12 protein-coding genes and 2 tRNA genes are annotated in these 12,547 nt (G+C 68.0%); 3 read left to right on the top strand and 11 right to left on the bottom strand.

Annotation, left to right across the window (positions count from 1 at the left end; translation table 11 throughout):
- Position 1: 1 nt before the first annotated feature.
- Positions 2–2,044, top strand: a complete 2,043-nt coding sequence (locus ACI2K6_RS01655) for a M3 family metallopeptidase (RefSeq protein WP_404567872.1) — start codon at positions 2–4, stop codon at positions 2,042–2,044.
- Here the strand turns inward: ACI2K6_RS01655 and ACI2K6_RS01660 are convergent.
- From ACI2K6_RS01660 to ACI2K6_RS01685, 6 genes are all read right to left on the bottom strand, one after another.
- Positions 2,041–2,655: a dihydrofolate reductase family protein gene (locus ACI2K6_RS01660; RefSeq protein WP_404567874.1), complete on the bottom strand. Its 615-nt coding sequence runs from the start codon at positions 2,653–2,655 to the stop codon at positions 2,041–2,043. The two genes, ACI2K6_RS01655 and ACI2K6_RS01660, sit on opposite strands and share 4 nt — an antisense overlap.
- Before the next feature lie 54 nt (positions 2,656–2,709).
- Positions 2,710–3,978, bottom strand: a complete 1,269-nt coding sequence (gene clpX, locus ACI2K6_RS01665) for an ATP-dependent Clp protease ATP-binding subunit ClpX (protein WP_269266251.1) — start codon at positions 3,976–3,978, stop codon at positions 2,710–2,712.
- A 171-nt stretch (positions 3,979–4,149) separates the two neighbouring features.
- Positions 4,150–4,815: an ATP-dependent Clp protease proteolytic subunit gene (locus ACI2K6_RS01670; protein ID WP_023950830.1), complete on the bottom strand. Its 666-nt coding sequence runs from the start codon at positions 4,813–4,815 to the stop codon at positions 4,150–4,152.
- Positions 4,816–4,838: 23 nt separating this feature from the next.
- A complete protein-coding gene (locus ACI2K6_RS01675; RefSeq protein ID WP_023950833.1) occupies positions 4,839–5,423 on the bottom strand; it encodes an ATP-dependent Clp protease proteolytic subunit in 585 nt (194 codons plus the stop codon).
- A 194-nt stretch (positions 5,424–5,617) separates the two neighbouring features.
- Positions 5,618–7,141, bottom strand: a complete 1,524-nt coding sequence (gene tig / locus ACI2K6_RS01680; RefSeq protein ID WP_404567876.1) for a trigger factor — start codon at positions 7,139–7,141, stop codon at positions 5,618–5,620.
- A gap of 71 nt (positions 7,142–7,212) precedes the next feature.
- A tRNA-Pro gene (locus tag ACI2K6_RS01685) sits at positions 7,213–7,286 on the bottom strand.
- Between the two features lie 134 nt (positions 7,287–7,420).
- Between ACI2K6_RS01685 and ACI2K6_RS01690 the strand changes: the two genes are divergently transcribed.
- Positions 7,421–7,491: transfer RNA gene (locus ACI2K6_RS01690), tRNA-Gly, on the top strand.
- Positions 7,492–7,529: 38 nt separating this feature from the next.
- Here ACI2K6_RS01690 and ACI2K6_RS01695 read toward each other — a convergent pair.
- Positions 7,530–8,066, bottom strand: a complete 537-nt coding sequence (locus ACI2K6_RS01695; RefSeq protein ID WP_404567878.1) for a gamma carbonic anhydrase family protein — start codon at positions 8,064–8,066, stop codon at positions 7,530–7,532.
- A gap of 109 nt (positions 8,067–8,175) precedes the next feature.
- Between ACI2K6_RS01695 and ACI2K6_RS01700 the strand changes: the two genes are divergently transcribed.
- Entirely contained in the window at positions 8,176–8,661 is a 486-nt protein-coding gene (locus tag ACI2K6_RS01700) for a Dps family protein (RefSeq protein WP_112614668.1), read from the top strand.
- Between the two features lie 107 nt (positions 8,662–8,768).
- On the opposite strand, the gene ACI2K6_RS01705 is transcribed toward ACI2K6_RS01700, so the two are convergent.
- The 4 genes from ACI2K6_RS01705 to ACI2K6_RS01720 are packed head-to-tail and all read right to left on the bottom strand — an operon-like array spanning position 8,769 to position 12,478.
- Entirely contained in the window at positions 8,769–10,271 is a 1,503-nt protein-coding gene (locus ACI2K6_RS01705) for an amidohydrolase (RefSeq protein WP_404567880.1), read from the bottom strand.
- The gene (locus ACI2K6_RS01710; protein WP_404567882.1) at positions 10,268–10,921 is read right to left on the bottom strand and encodes an FMN-binding negative transcriptional regulator; all 654 of its coding nucleotides are present in this window, start codon (positions 10,919–10,921) and stop codon (positions 10,268–10,270) included. The genes ACI2K6_RS01705 and ACI2K6_RS01710 overlap by 4 nt, the downstream gene beginning before the upstream one ends.
- A gap of 4 nt (positions 10,922–10,925) precedes the next feature.
- Positions 10,926–11,933: an Fpg/Nei family DNA glycosylase gene (locus tag ACI2K6_RS01715; RefSeq protein WP_404567884.1), complete on the bottom strand. Its 1,008-nt coding sequence runs from the start codon at positions 11,931–11,933 to the stop codon at positions 10,926–10,928.
- Positions 11,933–12,478, bottom strand: coding sequence for a ribose-5-phosphate isomerase (locus tag ACI2K6_RS01720; protein WP_112614660.1), 546 nt, complete (start codon positions 12,476–12,478; stop codon positions 11,933–11,935). The genes ACI2K6_RS01715 and ACI2K6_RS01720 overlap by 1 nt, the downstream gene beginning before the upstream one ends.
- Positions 12,479–12,547 lie beyond the last annotated feature (69 nt).

The following is a 12,547-nucleotide window of genomic DNA, read 5'->3' on the forward strand; positions in this document are numbered from 1 at the left end:
CATGCCGGCATCCTCGAATTCCCTTCTCACCGCCTCGTCACTCGCGTGGGGCCTCCCCGACTACCGAGAGATCGACGTCGATGACTACCTGCCCGCCTTCCGCGAGGCCTTCGCTCAGCAGCGGCGCGAGATCGACGCGATCGCCGGCAGCACCGAGCCTCCGACGTTCGAGAACACGGTCGTGGCATGGGAAGAGAGCGGCCGGCTTCTGGGCGACGTAGCGCGCGTCTTTTACACGGTCAGCTCTGCGGACGCCACTCCCGCGGTGCAGGCCGTCGACGAGGAGCTCGCCCCGCTGATGTCTGCGCACTCCGACGCGATCCTCCTCGATCCCCGCCTGTACGACCGGATCGAGCGCCTACACGCGAGCCGCGATGATCTCGGACTCACGGCCGAGCAGCGCTACCTGCTGGAGCGGCGGTTCGTCCAGATGACCCACGCCGGCGCCGGGCTCGACAGCAGCGCTAAGCAGCGACTGACCGAGCTCAACGGCCGGCTGTCCGTTCTCACGACGACCTTCGAGAAGAACCTCCTCGCCGATACGAACGATCTGGCCGTGGTGTTCGAGTCGCGGGAGGAGCTCGACGGGCTGAGCGAGGGTGAGATCTCCGCCGCCGCGCGCGCGGCTGCCGATCGCGGGCGACCGGAGGCCTACGTCATAACCCTGACACTGTTCACGGGCCACCCGGCGCTCGCCTCGCTCACGAACCCGCGGTCCCGCCACCGCATCCTCGAGGCCTCGCGCGCTCGCGGCTCCCGGCCCGGCCGCCACGACAACCGCCCCGTGCTGCTTGAAATCGTCCGCCTCCGTGCCGAGCGCGCGGAACTGCTCGGCTTCCCCTCGCACGCGGCCTACGTCACCTCCGACCAGACGGCGGGCTCCCCGGAAGCGGTGTCCGCGCTGCTGCGCCGGCTCGCCGCTCCTGCTGCACGCAACGCACAGCGCGAGAAGCTGGCCCTGCAGGAGGTCCTGGACGGCGCCGAGGTCGGGCCGGAGGATTGGGCATTCGCAACGGAGCGCGTGCGCGCGAGCACGCTCGACATCGACACGGCCGCGCTGCGCCCATGGTTCGAGGCCGAACGAGTGCTGCGCGACGGCGTCTTCTTCGCCGCGACACGTCTCTACGGGATCACGTTCCGTGAGCGCGATGACCTGCCTGCCTACCACGAGGAGGCGCGTGTCTTCGAGGTCTCGAACGAGGACGGCTCCCACCTCGGACTGTTCGTGCTCGACCTCTACACGCGCGACACCAAGCGCGGTGGTGCATGGATGAACTCCATCGCCTCTCAGTCGGCGCTACGAGGGACGACTCCGATCGTCGTCAACAACCTGAATGTCCCGAAGCCCTCCCCCGGCACCCCGACGTTGCTGACGCTCGACGAGGTGACGACGCTCTTCCACGAGTTCGGGCACGCGCTGCACGGCTTGTTCGCCACGGTCACCTACCCGACCTTCGCCGGAACCAGCGTTTTCCGCGACTTCGTCGAGTTTCCCAGCCAGGTCAACGAGATGTGGATCTACCGACCCGAGGTGCTGGCGAACTACGCCCGACACGTCGACACCGGTGAGCCGCTCGCCTCGGACGTCGTCGAGCGCCTCGAAGCCTCGGGGACCTTCAACCAGGGATTCGCCACGAGCGAGTATCTCGCCGCCGCATGGCTGGACCTCGCATGGCACTCGCTCAGCGCGGAGGATGCAGCAGCTGTCACCGACGTGGCAGCCTTCGAAGCCGCGGCCCTCGCCGACATCGGACTCGATGACTCCGCTGTGCCGACACGCTACTCGTCCGCTTACTTCGCGCACATCTTCTCAGGTGGCTACAGCGCCGGGTACTACTCCTACATCTGGAGCGAGGTTCTCGACGCTGACACCGTTGAATGGTTCGAGGAGAACGCTGGGCTGACCCGCTCGAACGGGGATCGCTTCCGTCAGCGCCTCCTCGGCGTCGGCGGTTCGAAGGATCCGCTCGAGGCATACCGTGACTTCCGGGGCCGTGACGCCCGCATCGAGCCGTTGCTCGCACGCCGCGGGCTGAGCGCCTAGGCCGCGTCTGCGGCGACGAGCCCGTCGGTGGGAGCGCTTCGAGCGTCGCGCCCACCGACGGGGATCACGTCGTAGACCAGGCGCGCGAACGCTCCCACCCGCTCTGCTGAGCGCAACAAGAGCCGGTCCGACTCGATGCGGCGCGGAAGCAGGGGCGCTCCCCCACCCAACGTCACGGGCGCAATGGAGACCGCGATCTGGTCGAGCGCACCGGCGTCGAGGAACTGACCGGCCAGGTCGCCACCGCCGACGACCCACACATCGTGCCCCGCAGCGGCCTCTCGGATACGCGCGAGCATGTCGGACACAGGCCCGGACACGAACCTGACGTCCGCGCCCGCCGGACGCGGAAGCTCGCGGGTCGTGAACACGAAGGTCGGCCGATCGCCGTGGAACTCCTGCCATCGCTCGGGGTGCGCGAGGATGTCCGACTCGGCGAGTACCCACTCGTAGGTCGTGGACCCCTCGACGATCACGCCCGCGTTCTCCGGGAGCAGACTCGCGTCGGGCTCGTCGCCGCCGTCGACCGCGAACAGCCAGGAGAGCGAGTTCGCGCCGTCGGCGATGAAGCCATCGAGTGAGCTCGCCGTGTCGAAGATGATGCGTCCCATATCGGCAGATTAACCGGGACCTCCGACACCGAAGCAGGCGATGCGACTCCGTCGTCAGGCGCTCTTGCGCTTCTGGCGCAGGACGAGCGTGGGCGGAGCACCGTCATCGACGGCAGCCCGCGTCACGATCACCTTGTCGACATCGTCGGCCGACGGGATCTCGAACATGATCGGGCCGAGAACGTCTTCGAGGATGGCGCGCAGGCCGCGGGCACCGGTCTTGCGCGCCACGGCGAGATCGGCGATCGCGCGCAGCGCCTCGTCTTCGAACTCGAGCTCGACGCCGTCGAGTTCGAACATGCGCTGGTACTGCTTGACGAAGGCGTTCTTCGGACCGGTGAGGATCTCGATGAGCGCCTTCTGGTCGAGCGGCGCGACAGACGTGACGACGGGGAGACGGCCGATGAACTCGGGGATGAGACCGAACTTGTGCAGGTCTTCCGGCTCGACCTCGCGGAAGAGGTCGAGTTCCTTGTCCTTCTCCTGCAACGGGGCGCCGAAGCCCACGCCGTGCTTGCCGACACGGGACGAGATGATCTCCTCGAGGCCGGCGAACGCGCCCGCGACGATGAACAGCACGTTGGTCGTGTCGATCTGGATGAACTCCTGGTGCGGGTGCTTGCGTCCGCCCTGCGGCGGAACCGACGCCACCGTCCCCTCCAGGATCTTCAGCAGAGCCTGCTGCACACCCTCGCCCGACACGTCGCGCGTGATCGAGGGGTTCTCCGCCTTGCGTGCGATCTTGTCGACCTCGTCGATGTAAATGATGCCGGTCTCCGCACGCTTGACGTCGAAGTCCGCCGCCTGCAGAAGCTTGAGCAGGATGTTCTCGACATCCTCACCGACATAGCCCGCCTCGGTGAGCGCGGTCGCATCGGCGACGGCGAAAGGCACGTTGAGGCGTTTCGCGAGCGTCTGCGCCAGATACGTCTTGCCACAGCCGGTGGGACCGAGCAGCAGGATGTTGCTCTTGGCGATCTCGACGTCGTCGGCGCGCTGTTCGGCGGGCTGGAGGGTCGAGTGCGCCCGCACGCGCTTGTAGTGGTTGTAGACCGCGACCGAGAGCGCACGCTTCGCCGGGTCCTGCCCGACGACGTACTCCTCGAGGAAGGAGAAGATCTCGCGCGGCTTGGGGAGGTCGAACTCGGCGACCGACTCGTCGCCCGACTCGGCCATGCGCTCTTCGATGATCTCGTTGCACAGCTCGACGCACTCGTCGCAGATGTAGACGCCGGGTCCTGCGATCAGCTGCTGGACCTGCTTCTGACTCTTTCCGCAGAACGAGCACTTGAACAGGTCGGCACTCTCACCGATGCGAGCCATGTACCCCTCCTGGATGCCGGAAACCATCGCTCACCTGAGAACGTGGTGCTCCGAGCCTAACCTCTCCCGCAGACATCCCCGCGGATTTGCGAGCCCTTCGAGTCGAACCGCCCCCGCGACGCGTATGGCCCCGGCTCGTCGCCGGGGCCATACGCTGTGAACTCGCCTCGCTCAGGAGGTGATCGCTGCGGGGGTCCGTTTACGCGACGTCAGCACCTGGTCGACGATGCCGTACTCCATCGCCTCGTGTGCCGAGAGGATCTTGTCGCGGTCGATGTCCTTGTTGACCTGCTCCTGCGTGCGGTTGGTGTGGCGCGCCATGGTCTCCTCGAGCCACGTGCGCATGCGCAGGATCTCGGCCGCCTGGATCTCGATGTCCGACGCCTGACCGTGACCGGCCTCGCCGACGGCGGGCTGGTGGATCAGGATGCGGGCGTTCGGAAGCGCGAGACGCTTGCCCGGGGCGCCGGCGGCGAGCAGGACGGATGCCGCCGAGGCCGCCTGACCGAGCACGACCGTCTGGATCTGGGGCGACACGTACTGCATGGTGTCGTAGATCGCGGTCATGGCGGTGAACGATCCACCGGGCGAGTTGATGTACATGATGATGTCGCGGTCGGGATCCTGCGACTCGAGCACGAGCAGCTGGGCCATCACGTCATCAGCCGATGCGTCGTCGACCTGGACGCCGAGGAAGATCACGCGGTCCTCGAACAGCTTGTTGTACGGGTCCTGGCGCTTGTAGCCGTAGGCGGTGCGCTCCTCGAACTGCGGCAGGATGTACCGGCTCGAGGGCATCGCCGCACCGTGGGGAAGGCCGAAGGCGGGTGTGTTCATCGTTGTCTTTCTCCTTCGGTCGATCAGTTCTCGGTGCCGCCGCCGCCGACGACGTCTGTGGCCGACTCGCGGATGTGGTCCACGAAGCCGTACTCGAGCGCCTCCTGAGCGGTGAACCACCGGTCACGGTCGCCATCGGCGTTGATCTGCTCGACGGACTTGCCGGTCTGAGCCGCGGTGATCTCGGCGAGACGACGCTTCATGTCGAGGATCAGCTGCGCCTGCGTCTGGATGTCGCTGGCCGTTCCGCCGAACCCGCCGTGCGGCTGGTGCAGCAGAACCCGGGCGTTGGGCGTGATGTAGCGCTTGCCCTTCGTGCCGGCGGTCAGGAGCAGCTGCCCCATCGACGCGGCCATGCCGATGCCGACGGTGACGATGTCGTTCGGAACGAACTGCATCGTGTCGTAGATCGCCATACCGGCGGTGATCGAGCCGCCCGGCGAGTTGATGTAGAGGTAGATGTCCTTCTCGGAGTCCTCGGCCGCGAGGAGGAGGATCTTCGCGCAGATCTCGTTCGCGTTCTCGTCGCGCACCTCCGACCCGAGCCAGATGATGCGGTCCTTGAGCAGTCTGTCGAAGACGCTTGTTGCGATGAGGGGGTCAGCCATGTGTGCTCCTGATCCGAAGTTTCGTGACGTGTCGAATCTACCGACGCCGCCGCACGCCCCTGACCGTGTTCGCCGTGGGCATAGCCCGTGTCACCGCCGTCCCTGATGCGGAGCATCTGTCGGGCAGAGCAGAAGGGGCGGATGCCGCAGCATCCGCCCCTTCTGCCGGTCGGGCGACCGTCGCGATCAGGAGATCACTCGGCGGCAGCCTCGTCGGCGGCCTTCTTCTTCGCGGGGGCCTTCTTGGCCGGCGCCTTCTTGGCGGGAGCCTTCTCGTCGGCGGCGGGAGCGTCGTCGGCGGCATCCGCCTTCTTCTTAGCGGGCGCCTTCTTGGCCGGCGTCTTCTTGGCCGGCTTCTCCTCCGCCTCGGCGGCGTCGCCATCGGCGTCGGCGGCCTCGTCGGCGATCTCCTGCGCCTCGTCGGCGGCGGACTCCTCGCCCTCGACGGTGATGAAGCCGGTCAGGTCGACCGACTTCCCGTCGGTGTCGACGACCGTGACCTTGCCCAGGGCGATCGCGAGGGCCTTGTTACGGGCGACCTCGCCGACCATCACCGGAAGCTGGCCGTTCTGCTGGAGCGCGTTGACGAAGTCCTGCGGGGCCATGCCGTACTGCGCAGAGGCCTGGATCAGGTACTGGGTCAGCTCGTCCTGCGAGACCTGGACCTCGTGCGTCTCGGCGATCTTGTCGAGCACCATCTGCGTGCGGAACTGCTTCTCGCTCGCCTCGGTGACCTCGGCACGGTGCGCGTCGTCCTCCAGACGACCCTCGCCCTCGAGGTGCGCGTGAACCTCGTCCTCGACCAGTCCGGCCGGAACCGGGATCTCGACCTTCTCGAGGAGCGCGTCGACGAGCTTCTCGCGCGCGGCAGCGCCCTGCGTGAACAGGCTCTGCTGCGAGACGCGCTCGACAAGGCTCTCGCGCAGCTCGGCGATGGTGTCGAACTCGCTCGCCATCTGCGCGAAGTCGTCGTCGGCCTCGGGGAGCTCGCGCTCCTTGACAGCCTTGACCGTGACGGCGACCTCGGCCTCTTCGCCGGCGTGGTCGCCGCCGACGAGCTTGGAACGGAACGTGGTGTCCTCACCAGCGGTGAGCGACTCGATGGCCTCGTCGATGCCCTCGAGGAGCTCGCCCGAGCCCACCTCGTACGACACGCCCTCGGCGCGGTCGATCTCGTTGCCGTCGATCGTCGCGACGAGGTCCAGCTCGACGAAGTCGCCCTTCGCGGCAGGACGGTCGACGGTGACGAGCGTGCCGAAACGGCCGCGCAGGCGGTCGAGCTCCTCGTCGATGGCGGCGTCGTCGGTGGCGACTGGCTCGACCTCGATGGTGATGTCCTCGTAGGCGGGAAGCTCGAACTCGGGACGCACGTCGACCTCGACCTCGACCTTCAGGTCGCCCGAGAAGTCCTTGTCGCTGGGCCAATCGACGACCTCGGCCGACGGACGCCCGAGGACGCGCAGCTCGTTCGCGGTGACGGCTTCGCGGTAGAAGCCGTCGAGGCCCTCGCTGACCGCGTGCTCGATGACCGCACCGCGGCCGACACGCTGGTCGATGATGGGAGCGGGCACCTTGCCCTTGCGGAAGCCGGGAATCTGCACGTCCTGAGCGATGTGCTCGTACGCGTGGGTGATGCTCGGCTTCAGCTCGTCCGGGCTGACCGTGATGTGGAGCTTCACCCGCGTGGGGCTGAGCGTCTCGACGGTGCTGGTGACCATGCCTGTCGTTCTCCTTTATCCGGCCGCGCACATGCGCGTCCGTTCGGTGGTCTGGGTTCGTGGGGCCGTTGTCGGGGCGACAGGATTTGAACCTGCGGCCTCCCGCTCCCAAAGCGGGCGCTCTACCAAGCTGAGCTACGCCCCGGGCGCGCAGCACACGTGCGTCGGAAAACGGCCGTGGTCAGTCTAGCCGACGGAGTCCGCTAGACTGTTCGAGTTGCCAGCGCTGGACATGGTTCTCAGCGTGACGGCGATCCACATCCGATCCAGGTCGGATGCGGGGCTGTAGCTTAGTGGTAAAGCCTCTGTCTTCCAAACAGATGATGCGAGTTCGATTCTCGTCAGCCCCTCCGATGCTCCTCCTCGTCTTCGTACGCGGAGGAGCTTTTCATTCAGCGCAACGGGCACCGTGATCGGTGGCCAGCTGCAGGTATGTCGCGGCGTTCCCGTGAAGCCCGCCCCGTTCGTCCTCCGTGAGCGCCCGGCGGACCTTCGCCGGCACCCCGGCGACGAGGGAACCGGTGGGGATCACGGTTCCCTCGAGCACGACCGCTCCCCCGGCGACGAGAGATCCGGCCCCGATCACCGCACCGCTGAGGATCGTGCTGTTCATCCCGATGAGGCAGCCGTCCTCCACCGTGCACCCGTGGACGACGGCGTTGTGGCCGATCGAGACGTCGTCGCCGATCTTCGCGGGCGACCCCGCGTCGACGTGGATCACGACGCCGTCCTGGACGTTGCTGCGATCTCCGATCACGATGCGCGACCGATCACCGCGGATCACCGCGTTGTACCAGACGCTCGACATCTCGCCGATGACCACGTCACCGACCAGACGCGCCCCGTCCGCGACGAACACCGTCGGATGCAGGCGGGGCCGAGACTCTCCGAGAGACACGAGGGAAGCGGACGAGGCGACGGGCATGGCCTCACGTTACCCCTGGTGAGCCCAGCCTTCTCTTGCTTGCGGAATGTTCCGGCGTGAGTAGCGTTTGGACAGATGCAGGCCACGACCTGCCAGAAGGAGCGCAGACATGACCGACACCAACATCACCACTCCCGCCCTCACCGCCGACCCCGAGGTCGCCGCCGCTGCCGCGCAGTTCCTCACCCCGGTCGTGCACAAGATGCAGGCGCTCGTCGTCAACGGCAAGCAGGCGCACTGGAACGTCCGCGGCTCGAATTTCATCGCGATCCACGAGTTGCTCGACACGGTGGTCGCCCACGCCCAGGACTACGCCGACACCGCCGCTGAGCGCATCGTCGCCCTCGGCCTGCCCGTCGACTCGCGCGTCTCGACGATGGCCGAGAAGACCAGCACCGCCGTGCCCGCCGGGTTCGCGCAGTGGCAGGACGAGATCAAGGCCATCGTCTCCGACATCGACGGGGCGCTCGTCGACCTTCAGAACGCCATCGACGGTCTCGACGAGGTCGACCTCACCAGCCAGGACGTCGCGATCGAGATCAAGCGCGGCGTCGACAAGGATCGCTGGTTCCTCCTCGCACACCTCGCCGAGTAACCCTCGGCGCCGAACGGGGCGGTGATCGGGACGAGGGCAGCAGGACGCTTCCCACCGATCATCGTCCCGTTTCGCCTTCCCGGGACGTGTGCCCCGGAAGACGCGATTCAACCGATGTGCGTGATCCGGCCGCCGAGGAGGGTCGCCGTCACGCCGGTTCCGCGCAGAGCGCCGGGTGTGTCGGCGGCGAGAGGGTCACGGTCGACGATGGCCAGATCCGCGATGTCCCCCGGCGCGATCGCCGAGCCGGTCTGCGACCCACCCGCCGTTGAGGCTGCGAGGGCGACTGCAGCCGCGATTCGCTGATGCGGACGCCAGGGATCGCGCTCGTCACGCGTACGGAACACCGCGTCCGACATCGTGGTCCAGGGATCGAGACGGGCCACCGGCGCGTCCGAACCGAGCAGCAGGTTGGCTCCGGCATCGACGAGCTCCCGCATCGGGTAGCCGACGGCCGTCTGCCCCGCCCAGAACTCCTCCGCCATGTCGCGATCATCGACGGCATGCGAGGGCTGCACACTCGCGCCGATGCCGAGGCGGGCGAACCGCGGGATGTCGGCGTGAGCGACGAGCTGAGCGTGCTCGATGGTCCCGGTGGCTCCCGTCATCGCGAAGGCGTCGAGGGCGTGCGAGTTCGCGACGTCGCCGATCGCGTGCACCGCGCAGGAGATGCCGGCCCCCGTCGCGCGCCGCATCAGCTCGACGAGCTCGGCAGGCGGCACGGTCATGACTCCGAAGTCGTCCTCGGCGTTCGGATAGTGGTGCGAGCACGCCGCCGTCCGGGTGCCGAGTGAGCCGTCGGTGATGACCTTGAATGGCCCCATCCGCACGAGCCCCGCCGGATCTATCGCGTCGCCGGTCTGCAGTCCCGCTGAGATCGCTCGATCCAGCATGCTGGCGTAGACACCGAACGACACGCGCACCGCGTCGTATCCGCGAGCCAGCCTGCGATCCCAGGCCTCCGCGTTCCATGCCATGTCCAGGTCGACGATGCCGACCACGCCGCGGGCGGATGCCGCAGACATCGCCTCGATCACCGCGGCATCCGCGACCGCCGTGTCGAGGGCGTTCAGGCGGCGGGAGATCTCGAACGCGGGCTCCTCGCGCAGCACCCCGTCGGCCGCCGACATCCCCTCACGCCGGAGCGCGGCGCTGTTGAGCCAGACGCTGTGGACATCGGAGTTGATCAGATAGGTGGGCGCGTCGCCCGTGGTCGCGTCGAGCAGTGCGAGCGAGGGCCGATCAGGCCAGAGCGCGTCGCGGAAACCCGAGCCGACGCGGCGACCGTCGAGATCCAGTCCCGCTCGACCCATGACCGCCGCCGCCTCGGCAGCGCTCACGATGCCCTCGAGGTCGACGCGGCGCGCCGCCAGGGCCCACTGCACGGTGTGAACGTGGTGGTCCCAGAGTCCGGGGATCAGCGAGCCCCCACCACCGTCGAGAACGACCCCGCGTCGCGGGAGGGCGCCCGCAGGCGCGATGTCGACCACGACATCACCCGCGACGTGCACGTCGACCAGATCGGCACCGAACGGATCCGTGCGCCCCGGGCCGGTCAGTCGGACGTCCGCGATGATGTCCACTGCCTCGCCCGGCGCTGCAGGATTCACGACCGGTCCTCGCGGGCGGCGCGCATCGCCTCGTGAGCCCGGCGCATCTCCGTCGCCAGCCGGGGGTCGGCATACGGTGTGGCGGTCTGCTCGAGCTCGGCGATGATGGTGTCGACCACGGCATCCGGCCGATTCTGGCTGAGCTTGCGTTTAGCCTCGACTCGGGCCGGTGAGAGACGGAATCCGACGGTCCCCCGCTCGAGACGCCGGACGAAGTCCTCATCGTTCGGCGCGGCCCACATGCCCCGTGGCGCACCCAGGCCCGACTCGAACCGGTCGACGAGGCGCTCGAGCACACGCAGGTTCTCTTCCGGCGCGAGGATCTCGGGCACGCCGGAGAGATGAACCGAGACGTAGTTCCAGGTGGGGACGGCAGGCACGTCGCCGTACCACTGAGGCGACACGTACCCGTGCGGCCCCTGGACCACGACGAGCATCTCGCCGCCACCGAGGCCGTGGATCACGTCGTCCGGGCGCCCGACGTGCCCCACGATCGTGAGGTCGTCGCGTTCGTCGTCGAGGAGCACGGCGTAGTGCGACGCGACGAGTCCGTCGGCGACCGCACTGACGATCGTGACCCACGGGTTCTCGTCGATCACACGGCGCAGCTCGACGACATCCGTCATCGCGAAGCTGGGATTCTGTCTCATGCGCTCACCTCTGGCAGTTCGGGCACCAGTACAACTTGCGTGACGCCATCTCCTCGAGGACGATCGACGTTCCGCACACGCGGCAGGGCAGGCCCGCCCGGTGATACACCCAGTGCCGGTCGTCACGATGGGCCATCGCCCGGCGCCATGCCTCGGGATCGAGATCGTCCATCGTCATCATCTGCCCCGTCTCGACGCCGATCGCGAGCAGCCGTACCCAGTCGCGCCAGAGCTCTCGGACGGTCTCCTCCGGCACGTCGAGGCCCGGCGTGTGCGGGTTCAGGCGTGCGCGGAACAGCATCTCCGCGCGATAGACGTTGCCGATTCCGCTGACCACGCTCTGGTCCATGAGAAGCAGACCGATCGCCGTCGGCTTGCGGCGGACGGTCGCGGCGAATCGCTCCTCGCCCTCCGTCACGTCATCCACGAGCGGATCGGGCCCGAGCTTCGCGATCGTCGCCTGAACCTCTTCCGGTGTCTGCAGCTGACAGGCCGTCGGTCCGCGAAGGTCGGCACAGGTCACGTCGGTGAGCAGGCGCAGGCGCACCTGACCGACGACGGGCGGCGGCCATCCCCCGTCCTCGGCAGCACCGTCGTCACCGAGCCCCGTGGTCTGTTCGCTCATGCGGACTCGTCCGCGGGCTCGTCGCGGCGCACCGATCGAGCTGAGGGAGTTCTCTCCGGCCGCGTCGTAGATCGGCGCGATCTCTGTGCCGCGCTGATTCGTATGTCCCATCCGTCCGTTCGCGGACGCGATCGTGGGGTCGACGACGATCTCGCCGGCGAAATCCCACGCGCCATACATCCCCAGGTGGACGCGCAACCAGACGTCGTCCTCGAACGCGAGGAACATCTGCTTGCCGACCGCCCGCGCCTCGATCGCCTCGCGACCGTCGAGCACCGCCGCGCCCTCGACGAACCGCCCTTGCGGGCTCGACGCGGCGACGACGCGGCCGACGACGTTGCGCTCGAACTGGCGGGCGATCCGGTGGACGGAATGGCCCTCGGGCATCAGCCCGCTTCCGGATCGAACGAGTCGGTGGCGGGCAGCGGCGACGTGGTGCCGCCGTCGACCGCGCGCGGGTCGGGCAGCAGGCTGCCGTCGGCTTCGTAGGCGGCGAGCTGGGCGATACGTCGCGCGTGGCGCTCCTCCCCGCTGAAGGGCGTCGCGATGAAGCGGTCGATGAAGGTGACCGCCTCGTCGAACGTGTGCTGGCGCGCGCCGATGGCGATGACATTGGCGTCGTTGTGCTCCCGCGCGAGCTCGGCCGTCGGGATGTTCCAGACGAGTGCTGCGCGTGCACCATGCACCTTGTTCGCCGCCATCTGCTCGCCGTTGCCGGACCCGCCGAAGACGACGCCGAGCGCCTCGACGCCCGCCTGCTGATCCCGGACGACGGCCTCCGCCGCACGGATGCAGAAGGCGGGGTAGTCGTCTACCGGGTCGTACTCGATCGGGCCGTGGTCGACGACATCGTGACCCGCTTCGGCGAGGTGGTGCTGGAGCTGAGTGGAGAACTCGAGACCGGCGTGGTCGGTCGCGATATGGATGCGCATGGCACCATCCTATGAACGTGCGAGCCCCGAAAGCGTAGGCTGGCACGGTTGCCGTCGGCGCCAGCAGCG

It is taken from the genome of Microbacterium sp. NPDC006705, from assembly GCF_044903545.1.
Lineage (GTDB): Bacteria > Actinomycetota > Actinomycetes > Actinomycetales > Microbacteriaceae > Microbacterium > Microbacterium plantarum.

Coding starts and splice junctions, on each gene's coding strand:
- ACI2K6_RS01655 (WP_404567872.1), top strand. CDS start 2: ATGCCGGCATCCTCGAATTCCCTTCTCACCGCCTCGTCACTCGCGTGG.
- ACI2K6_RS01660 (WP_404567874.1), bottom strand. CDS start 2,655: ATGGGACGCATCATCTTCGACACGGCGAGCTCACTCGATGGCTTCATC.
- clpX (WP_269266251.1), bottom strand. CDS start 3,978: ATGGCTCGCATCGGTGAGAGTGCCGACCTGTTCAAGTGCTCGTTCTGC.
- ACI2K6_RS01670 (WP_023950830.1), bottom strand. CDS start 4,815: ATGAACACACCCGCCTTCGGCCTTCCCCACGGTGCGGCGATGCCCTCG.
- ACI2K6_RS01675 (WP_023950833.1), bottom strand. CDS start 5,423: ATGGCTGACCCCCTCATCGCAACAAGCGTCTTCGACAGACTGCTCAAG.
- tig (WP_404567876.1), bottom strand. CDS start 7,141: ATGGTCACCAGCACCGTCGAGACGCTCAGCCCCACGCGGGTGAAGCTC.
- ACI2K6_RS01695 (WP_404567878.1), bottom strand. CDS start 8,066: ATGCCCGTCGCCTCGTCCGCTTCCCTCGTGTCTCTCGGAGAGTCTCGG.
- ACI2K6_RS01700 (WP_112614668.1), top strand. CDS start 8,176: ATGACCGACACCAACATCACCACTCCCGCCCTCACCGCCGACCCCGAG.
- ACI2K6_RS01710 (WP_404567882.1), bottom strand. CDS start 10,921: ATGAGACAGAATCCCAGCTTCGCGATGACGGATGTCGTCGAGCTGCGC.
- ACI2K6_RS01715 (WP_404567884.1), bottom strand. CDS start 11,933: ATGCCCGAGGGCCATTCCGTCCACCGGATCGCCCGCCAGTTCGAGCGC.
- ACI2K6_RS01720 (WP_112614660.1), bottom strand. CDS start 12,478: ATGCGCATCCATATCGCGACCGACCACGCCGGTCTCGAGTTCTCCACT.